Source organism: Achromobacter insuavis (assembly GCF_902859645.1).
GTDB lineage: Bacteria > Pseudomonadota > Gammaproteobacteria > Burkholderiales > Burkholderiaceae_B > Achromobacter > Achromobacter insuavis.
In genome coordinates, this window is record NZ_CADIJR010000141.1 from 1 (window position 1) to 7,229 (window position 7,229).

Consider the following 7,229-nt stretch of genomic DNA (forward strand, 5'->3'; position numbering starts at 1 on the left):
GGCGCGGGCCAGCGGCTCCTGGGCCTGCCGGACCGCGGCGCGGGCGGCCTGCGCCTGCGCCACCAGGGCCTGCAATTCGGTTTCGTCCTGCTGGTCGCGGCGCACCTGCTCCTGCAGCACGGCCAAGGTCTCGGCCGCCTGGCGCTGTTCGCGTTGCAGCCCTTCGACCGCCTCGCGTTCCTTGGCCACGGCCGCGAGCCGCGCGCGCGCCTCGGCGGCGCGGGCCTCGAAGTCCTTCCAGGGCTGGCCGGCCTCGGCGCGCGCGTGTTCGGCGCGCAGCGCCGCCAGCCGGTCGACGTCGGCGTCGAGCTGGGCCTTGGCCTGGGCGCATTGGTCGCGCTCGGCCTGGGCGGCGGCGAGCGCGTCCTCGGCGTCCTTGTAGATGCCCTTGGGGCGGCCGTTGCGCGCATCCAGCAAGGTGGCGCGCTCGGCGGCGACGCGCTCGTAGAGCCGGTCACCGTCGCCGGAGGCCAGCTCGCCCGACAACTGCGTCAGGGCCTCGCGCAGATGCCCGCCGGCGTGGCCGGCCGCGGTTTGCAGGTTCTGGCCGTCGCCCTGCTGGATCCACAGCAGGCCCGGCACGCCGGCCAGGTCGGGCTTGCTCTGGCCGCGCGCGGCCAGTTCGAAGCCCAGCAACGCGGCCAGCGCGTTCTCGGCTTCCTCGCCGTCCAGGCGCTGGGCGCCGTCGTCGATCAGCAGCTCGCAGCGGGCGCGCGACAGGAAGTGCTTTTTCAGTTGGTAATCATGGCCGGCATGGCTGAAGGCAAGCTCGACGCCGGGGCGTGCGCCGCTTTCGCCGCGCGGCGCCAGGTCGGACACGGTGCGGGTGCTGTAGCGTTCCAGGAACGCGGCGCGGATGGCCGCGGCCACGGTGCTCTTGCCGGCTTCGTTGGGACCGACGAACAGGTTCAGGCCATCCTGCAAGCCGTCCAGCACCAGGGGCTGGCGGAACTTGCGGAATTCTTCGAGGGCGATGCGCGTGAGCTTCATTGCGCGCCTCCCTGGGCCGCGCCATCGCGCTGGAACCGCAGCAGCAACCGCAAGGCCTCGCCGGCCACCGCCGCCTGGTCGGGATCGGCCTGCATGGCCTGCAGTTGCGCGGCCACTTCGCCGACATAGCCGCTGGCGCCCAGTTGCGCCAGGTCGGCCTCGTCGGGCTCGAGCAGCAGGCCGGAGAAATCGGGCAGCACCGCCCTCGCCTGCGCCGCCGCCTGGTCCACGGCGCGTTGCAGCGCCTCCCAGGTCGGCACGTTGACGTGGCCTTGCAATTCCAGCCGCAGCACGTCTTCGGCGCGCAGCGCCGCCAGGCGTTCGGCCAGCGCCTGGGCGTCGGTCGGCAGGCTCAGGGTTTCGGTCCAGGCGGACCAGCGGTACTTGCCGGTGGGCACGCGCTCGACCTGCGGCGTGGCGCCGGGCGCGGCGATGCGCACGTCCAGCGCGTAGCCGGGCTCGTTGCCGCGGAAGCGATCCTGTTCGGGCGTGCCGGCGTACCAAGTGCGATCGTCGATGGCCAGGCAGCCATGCCAGTCGCCCAGCGCCAGGTAGTCGAGCCGCGCGCGGGCGGCGCGGTCGGGCGCGATGGGGTTGGTGGCGTCGATGGTGTCGGGCAGGCGGCCGGCGACGCTGCCATGGGCCAGGCCCACGCGGAAGCGGCCGGGCTCGGATTCGAGCGCGTCGAAGGCCTGGGTGACGTCGTCGTAGGTATGGCGCTGGGTCAGCGGGGCGGCCAGCACCGCGAGGTTCTGCGCCGGCAGGTCGACCACGCCAGCACGCAACGGCACCCGCACGTTGGGCGCGATGCAGCCCAGTTGCGCGGCGCGGCTCCAGACGCTGTCGGCCAGCGCCGCGTCGTGGTTGCCGGCGATCATGACCCACGGCCCGGCGTAGGCGGCCAGCGCGGCGAACAGGCGGCGGATGGTGCGGTCGGACACGGCCTGCGTGTCGAACACGTCGCCGGCCACCAGCACCGCGTCGACCTGGCGTTCGGCCGCCAGCGCGGCGATGCGCGCGACGACATCGAAGCGGGCCTCGGCCAGCAAGGCGGCGTCATCGGTTTCGAACTGGCCGTACTGACGGCCGATCTGCCAATCGGCGGTATGCAGGAAATGGATCATGCCGCCGATTGTAGAGGCCGGCGCCGATTCCCTGTGGCGTCAACGGGCCTGAAAGTGTCGCGGCAATGTCGCGCTGCGCCCGATGGAACAACGGCCCGGCCGGCATCGTGCGCCGGGCGGGCCGTCGGGACGCCGGTTTGTGGCCGGCGCCGGAGGAAAGGATGCGGGAAACAGGCCGGAATCAGGCGCCCTTGCCGTCCAGCACCAGCGGCCGTTCGGCCGGCGCGTGGCGGTCGTAGCGCGACAGCGCCAGGCCGTCGGTGCGAATCTGCGGACGCTGGCCCAGCACCTGGTCGGCCACCAGCTTGCCGGAGCCGCAGGCCATGGTCCAACCCAGCGTGCCGTGGCCGGTGTTCAGGAACAGGTTGCCGTAGCGGGTCGGGCCGACCACGGGCGTGCTGTCCGGCGTCATCGGGCGCAGGCCGGTCCAGAACTCGGCGCGGGCCACGTCGCCGCTGCCGGGGAACAGGTCGTTGACGACCAGCTCGAGCGTCTTGCGGCGGGCGTCCTTCAGGCGCAGGTCGAAGCCCGACAGCTCGGCCATGCCGCCGACGCGGATGCGGTCATCGAAGCGGGTGACGGCGATCTTGTAGGTTTCGTCGAGGATGGTGGAGACGGGCGCGGCGGCCTCGTCCTTCATGGGGATGGTCAGCGAGTAGCCCTTGACCGGGTACACCGGCAGGTCCAGGCCGAGCGGCTCCAGGAAGCCGCGGGTGTAGCTGCCGAAGGCGGCGACGTAGCGGTCGGCCGTCAGGACCTCGTTGCCGACGCGCACGCCGGTCACCTGCCCGCCGGCCGTGTTCAGGCCGGTGACGGACTGGTTGTAGCGGAACTCCACGCCCAGCGCCGCGGCCATTGCGGCCAGGCGGGTGGTGAACAGGCGGCAATCGCCGGTCTCGTCGTTGGGCAGGCGCAGGCCGCCGGCCAGCTTGTGCAGCGAGCGCGCCAGCGCCGGCTCGGCGCTCACCAGGCGGTTGCGGTCCAGCAGCTCGTAGGGCACGCCGACCTCTTCCAGCACCGCGATGTCGCGGCGCGCGGCTTCCATCTGGGCCTCGGTGCGGAACAGCTGCAGCGTGCCACGGGTGCGCTCTTCATAATGGATGCCGGTGTCGGCGCGCAGCTCGCGCAGGCAGTCGCGGCTGTATTCGGCCAGGCGCAGCATGCGTTCCTTGTTGACCGCGTAGCGCTCGGCCGAACAGTTGGCCAGCATCGCCGCCATCCACTTCAGCTGGTACAGGCTGCCGTCCAGGCGGATCGCCAGCGGCGCGTGCTTCTTGAACAGCCACTTGATGGCCTTCAGCGGAATGCCGGGCGCGGCCCAGGGCGTGGAATAGCCCGGCGACACCTGGCCGGCGTTGGCGTAGCTGGTCTCCTGGGCGGCGCCGGGCTGGCGGTCCAGCACCGTCACTTTGGCGCCCTGGCGGGCCAGGTAATAGGCGGTGGTGGTACCGATGACGCCGCTGCCGAGGACGATCACATGCATGATTCTTTCCGAAGTTTGGATTTGGTCAGGAATTTCGGTAGTCTATGAGCCTCATCACAGTGAAAAACACTGAAGATTTTTGTTCGGCAGTGGTTTTTCCCGGCCAACCGCCCTTTTTCGACCGCCAGAAGTGAAATGCGCGACCTCGACCGTATCGACCTGAAAATCCTGGATATCCTGCAGCGGGAAGGCCGCATTTCCGTCACGGAACTGGCCGAGCGCGTCAGCCTGTCGGCCACGCCCTGCTCCGACCGGGTCAAGCGCATGGAACGCGAAGGCGTGATCGCCGGTTACCATGCGCGCGTCAATCCGGCGGCGCTGGGCAAGAACCTGCTGGTGTTCCTGGAGATCAAGCTCTCGGCCAAGTCGGGCGACGTGTTCGACAAGGTCAAGAAAGAGCTGCTGTACGTCCCCGAGGTCATGGAGTGCCACCTGGTGTCGGGCGATTTCGACTATCTGGTCAAGGCCCGCCTGACCGAAATGAATGAATACCGCCGTCTTCTTGGCGAGATCCTCAAGCGCCTGCCCGCGTCGGCCGAATCGCGCAGCTATGTGGTGATGGAGGAGATCAAGGAGACCCTGTACCTGCCCGTCGACCGGTAGCGCCTCGCGCGACTTGTTACCGGACCCCGCGCCGCCTGCTGCTATGCTGCGGCCCTTCCGGTCCGCGCGGCGCGCTGGACCCGACCCCGATTTCCTGGCTTCATGACTATGACCCGTCTCTACAAATACTTCTTCCGCGGCCTGATCACCGTGCTGCCGCTGGCGCTGACGATCTACCTGCTGTACATCTTCCTGGCCTGGACCGAGGCGGTGGCGCTGACCTTCCTGCGCCCCTTCATCGGCGGCTTCTACTTTCCCGGCCTGGGCCTGCTGCTGGGCATCCTGGGCATCCTGGCGATCGGCTACCTGGTGTCCAAGGAGCGCGTCAAGCGCGTGATGGCGCTGCTGGAAATGCCGTTCACCAACCTGCCTGTGGTCAAGAGCATCTATTCGTCGCTCAAGAGCTTCGCCGACTACTTCTCGCCCAGCTCCAAGGCCACCGCCCAGCAGGTCGTGATCCTGCGCATCCCGGGCCAGCAGCTGGAGCTGGTCGGCCTGGTGACGCGCCGCAACCTCGACGGCCTGCCGGAAGGCTTCACGCAGGGCGACCGGGTCGCCGTCTACCTGCCGATGGGCTATATGATCGGGGGCTATACCGTGTTCGTGCCGCAGGAATGGGTGCAGCCGATCCAGATGTCGGTCGAGGAAGCCATGCGCTCGTCGCTGATCGCCTGGATGGCGCGCGCCGAATCCCCCAGCGGCCGCCCGGTGGCGCCGGCCGACGTCCCGCCCATGCCGCCGGCCCCGCCGGCTCCTCCCGCCGGCGGCAACGTCCCCGGCGGCCAGGGCTGAACGCCCCCGCGCGACGCCCGATTTCCCTTCAACGCCCGATTGCTCCATGCCCATCATCGAATTCACGCTTGCCGAAGGCAGCCCCTTTATTGAAGTCAACCAGCTGCTCAAGGCCACCGGCGTCTGCGACAGCGGCGGCGCCGGCAAGATGCTGGTGGCCGAAGGCCACGTGAGCGTGGGCGGCGAGATCGAAACGCGCAAGACCGCCAAGATCCGTCCCGGCCAGATCGTCACCTGTGGCGACGTGCGTATCGTGGTGCGTGCGTCATGAAGTTCAAGATGTCGCAGAACTCCATCTTCGCGGTGCTGCTGCGCTCGCCGTGGTGGACGAGCGCCGGTGTGGCGCTGCTGCTGTCGGTGGGCGGGTTCGCCGCGCTGCCGCTGGAGTACGCGGCCATGGGCGTGTTCGCCGCCGTGCCGTTCGCGGTGATCGCCATCATGGCGGCCTACAAGCAGTTGCGCGCGCCGTCGGGCGCCCGCGTCGACGCCGTGGCGCAAGCCGCCGCGGCCATGTCGTGGCAGCAGTTCGCCGCCACGGTCGAGGCCGGCTTTCGCCGCGATGGCTGCGAGGTCGAACGGCTGCCAGGCCCCGGCGCCGATTTCGCCCTGACCAAGGACGGCCACGTCGCCATGGTCGGCGCCAAGCGCTGGAAGGCCGCGCGGGTCGGCGTCGAGCCGCTGCGCGAACTGCAGGCGGCGCGCGAAAAGCGCGGCGCGCGCGAGGCCATCTATATCGCGTTGGGCGAGGTGTCCGAGAACGCCTTGCAATACGCCCGCGCCGAAGGCGTGTCGCTGATGACGGCGCCGGAACTGGCCAAGCTGCTGCGCGACCTGAAACCCTGACCGCCGGCGCCGGGCCGCGCGCCCGGTTGCCGATCCCCGCCGCCGCGGGCGCACGCCCCGGCGGCGCCGGACGCAACCCGGAGACCCTGCCGCATGATCCCTCGCCTGCTGGCCGATGCCGTCCTGATCGTGCACGGCCTGTTCGTCGCCTTCGTCGTGTTCGGCGGGCTGCTGACGCTGTGGCGCTGGCGCCTGGCCTACCTGCACCTGCCCGCGCTGGCCTGGGGCGCGATGGTCATCGGCATGGGCTGGATCTGCCCGCTGACGCCGCTGGAAGTCTCGCTGCGCCAGCAGGCCGGGCAACAGGGCTACGCCGGCGGCTTCATCGAGCACTACATCCTGGCGGTGATCTACCCGGACGGCCTGACGCGCGGCATCCAGATCCTGCTGGCGGCGCTGCTGGTCGCCGGCAATCTGCTGGTGTACGCCCTGTGGGCGCGGCGCCGGCTGGCGGCGCGACGCGCCGTCGGTCCGGTCTGATTGTCCGATTATGAGATAATCAGTATCAATTCTCATTACAACGCACTCATGCGATGCGCCCGGCTCCCCCCGGACCACGGCCCGTCCCTGCCCTTTGCCTGTCTCGCCGTGCTGGAGCGCTACTACCGCGAACTGCTCAATTTCTGCACCCGGATCATCAGGAATTCGGATGCGGCGGCGGATGCCGTGCAGGAGACCTACGCCCGCGTGCTGTCGGCGCAACAGGGCGAGCGCGAACTGATCGAGCCGCGCGCCCTGCTCTACCGGACCGCGCGCAATCTGCTGACCGACCAGTACCGCCGCAGCGTCGTGCGCGGCGAGGAACAGCCCCGCGCCGCCGACGGCGATGACATCGCCCTGGACGAGATCGCCGCGCCCGCCGCGTGCCAGCCCGAGACCGCGGCCATGTCGACGCAGGCGGTCGACGCCCTGCTCGCCGTGATCTCCGCCCTGCCGCCGCGCTGCCGCCAGGCGTTCGTCATGCATCGTTTCGACGGCCTGTCCCACAGCGACATCGCCGCGCAAATGGGCATCTCGCGCAAAATGGTGGAACAGCACATCAAGGTGGCGATGCAGGCCTGCCGCCGCGCCAAGTCCGACTGGGACGCCCGCGCCGGCGGCGCCGCGCCGGCGCCGAGCCACGAACCCTTGCAGCCATGACCCTGAATCCCGCGCCATCCGAATCGCCAGACGCCGCGGCCGACGCCGCCGCGCTGGACTGGCTCGTGCGCCGCAAGGACCGGCCCGATCCCGCCACCGAAGCCGCGTTCCGCGCCTGGCTGGCGGCCTCGCCAGGGCATGCGCAGGCCTATGCCCGCTGGGATGCCGATTGGTCGATGCTGGACGCCGTGCCGGACAGCGCGCGCGCCGCGCTGCGCGCCCTGGACGCCGCCCCGGCGCAGTCCGGCGCGCCG

10 protein-coding genes are annotated in these 7,229 nt (G+C 70.3%); 7 read left to right on the plus strand and 3 right to left on the minus strand.

The features are described 5' to 3' along the window. The 3 genes from H0523_RS31040 to H0523_RS31050 all read right to left on the minus strand — a co-directional run. On the minus strand, positions 1 to 990 hold a 990-nt coding region (locus tag H0523_RS31040), incomplete at its 3' end, for an AAA family ATPase (RefSeq protein WP_180180281.1). After that, on the minus strand, positions 987 to 2,114 hold the full coding sequence (locus tag H0523_RS31045; RefSeq protein WP_054431329.1) for a metallophosphoesterase family protein: 1,128 nt from the start codon (positions 2,112 to 2,114) through the stop codon (positions 987 to 989). The genes H0523_RS31040 and H0523_RS31045, both read right to left, overlap by 4 nt. Before the next feature lie 181 nt (positions 2,115 to 2,295). After that, positions 2,296 to 3,597: a D-amino acid dehydrogenase gene (locus tag H0523_RS31050; RefSeq protein WP_054431328.1), complete on the minus strand. Its 1,302-nt coding sequence runs from the start codon at positions 3,595 to 3,597 to the stop codon at positions 2,296 to 2,298. Positions 3,598 to 3,732: 135 nt separating this feature from the next. On the opposite strand from H0523_RS31050, the gene H0523_RS31055 reads away from it, so the two are divergent. The 7 genes from H0523_RS31055 to H0523_RS31085 all read left to right on the plus strand — a co-directional run. Then, positions 3,733 to 4,200 carry an Lrp/AsnC ligand binding domain-containing protein gene (locus H0523_RS31055; RefSeq protein ID WP_054431327.1) on the plus strand — a complete coding sequence of 156 codons (468 nt, stop codon included), beginning with the start codon at positions 3,733 to 3,735 and terminating at the stop codon, positions 4,198 to 4,200. Positions 4,201 to 4,308: 108 nt separating this feature from the next. Then, on the plus strand, positions 4,309 to 4,992 hold the full coding sequence (locus H0523_RS31060) for a DUF502 domain-containing protein (RefSeq protein WP_054431326.1): 684 nt from the start codon (positions 4,309 to 4,311) through the stop codon (positions 4,990 to 4,992). A 46-nt stretch (positions 4,993 to 5,038) separates the two neighbouring features. Further along, positions 5,039 to 5,263: an RNA-binding S4 domain-containing protein gene (locus tag H0523_RS31065; protein ID WP_054431325.1), complete on the plus strand. Its 225-nt coding sequence runs from the start codon at positions 5,039 to 5,041 to the stop codon at positions 5,261 to 5,263. Further along, complete coding sequence (locus H0523_RS31070) at positions 5,260 to 5,835, plus strand: restriction endonuclease (protein ID WP_054431324.1); 576 nt, start codon at positions 5,260 to 5,262, stop codon at positions 5,833 to 5,835. Before H0523_RS31065 ends, H0523_RS31070 begins: the two co-directional genes overlap by 4 nt. A 93-nt stretch (positions 5,836 to 5,928) precedes the next feature. After that, the gene (locus H0523_RS31075) at positions 5,929 to 6,315 is read left to right on the plus strand and encodes a DUF2784 domain-containing protein (protein ID WP_054431323.1); all 387 of its coding nucleotides are present in this window, start codon (positions 5,929 to 5,931) and stop codon (positions 6,313 to 6,315) included. A gap of 108 nt (positions 6,316 to 6,423) precedes the next feature. Continuing rightward, positions 6,424 to 6,975 (plus strand): sigma-70 family RNA polymerase sigma factor, encoded by a 552-nt coding sequence (locus H0523_RS31080; RefSeq protein WP_054431322.1) that lies wholly within the window; start codon positions 6,424 to 6,426, stop codon positions 6,973 to 6,975. After that, a partial coding sequence (locus H0523_RS31085; RefSeq protein WP_180180282.1) for a FecR/PupR family sigma factor regulator occupies positions 6,972 to 7,229 on the plus strand: 258 nt, incomplete at its 3' end. The genes H0523_RS31080 and H0523_RS31085, both read left to right, overlap by 4 nt.